This is a genomic window from Sphaerochaeta sp. S2 (assembly GCF_016406725.1).
Lineage (GTDB): Bacteria > Spirochaetota > Spirochaetia > Sphaerochaetales > Sphaerochaetaceae > Sphaerochaeta.
Genome location: NZ_JAEKNT010000245.1, coordinates 1 through 1,440 on the forward strand (window position 1 = coordinate 1; position 1,440 = coordinate 1,440).

1 protein-coding gene and 1 pseudogene are annotated in these 1,440 nt (G+C 41.3%); both read right to left on the bottom strand.

Annotated features, from left to right (window positions below; translation table 11 throughout):
* Window positions 1–227, bottom strand: a pseudogene (locus JF818_RS16365) (arabinose transporter permease); the annotation flags it as partial.
* A 71-nt stretch (window positions 228–298) separates the two neighbouring features.
* On the bottom strand, window positions 299–1,440 hold a 1,142-nt coding region (locus JF818_RS06965; protein ID WP_198891309.1), incomplete at its 5' end, for an ABC transporter substrate-binding protein.

Here is a 1,440-nt window from a genome sequence, read left to right on the forward strand (position 1 = left end):
GTATAGCGAAAGCTGTTTTTCAATGCAACTTTGAATTCTGGATTACTAAGTTTCTGATAATTTTCTAGCCCAATAAATTCTACTTGGCCTGGATAGACTTGTTGGAACCCCATGATGATCGTGCTAATGATGGGATACAAGTAAAAAATAAGAAACGACGCAATAAAAGGGAAAATGAAGACATATGGTGTAATTCTTGTTGAGCTAATCGTTTGTTTAAGCTTCATTTACACCTCCTTAATATAAGTATACAAGGATACGCCAATTATTTGGCGTATCCTTTAAAACAAGTATCCAATTAACGTGCTAGTTCAGCACCTTCTCTCAAGGCCTCCGCAGGACTCTTGGTCTGCTGTTGCAATGCCTGAATCATAACAGAGGAATTGATTCGGTCAATGACTGCAGGAAGTTTTTCCTTGACATTGACACTATTAATCTCATCCTTGATCTCCAGCAACATACCGAAAATTGAGTCATTCTGGTAGTACTCAGTAAACTTATTGGAAGCGTTCATCCGAGGATTATCCCAGACATCCCAACGAGGAGGATCAAATCCAAGATCTTCCCAGATTACCAAATTTCCTTCTTCAGATCCCTTTGCAAACATCAAGAAATCCTTAGCCAGTTCAACGTCTCTAGCCTGATTGGTAACAGAGGTTCCGGTACCACCCATGCCTGCTGAACGCTTACCATCAGGAGTCCATCTAGGCATCGGAAGAATCAAAATCTTTCCAGAAAGATCTGGCATATAATCAGTAAATCTATTCATGTACCACATCGGCATCCACATCGAAGCAGCACCACCATCGTTCATAAAACCATAGTACTCTTCTGCATGATGGTTTCCACCAGGAGCAGCCACGGCTACACCGCTGTCCAACAATTCCTTGAGATACTCAAGGGTCTTGATGTTGGTCTCGTTATCAAGAATTACATTTCCATCAGCATCAACAAGATCAGAACCACGTTCAGCAATCATGGGCCAGAAAGACCATTGCCCATTCACTTCAACTGTAGCCATGGGTTTACCGGTTTTCTGTTTTACAATTTTTCCAGCTTCCATATAGTCGTCCCAGGTCTTGATGTCATAAGGATCAATTCCTGCAGCATCCAAAATCTCTGTGTTGTAGAAAATAACAGATGCACCAACGTGGAATGGAAGACCATAATTCTGGCCATCCTTGCTATAGATGTCGAGACGTGCAGTGACAAATTTGTCACGTACTGGATCAATAACATCATTCAATGGAATAAGCTGTACATCACCTTTGAGGAAATTAGGATATTTTCCAATCTCAATATCAACCATGTCAGGAGCACCTGTACCAGCCTGGAGAGAAACCAACAACTTAGTATGCATGTCCTCAAACGGTAGTACTTCCGGTTTAAAGATAATCTTCCTGTCTGGGTTCTCTTCATTCCACATTTTTGCCATCTTCT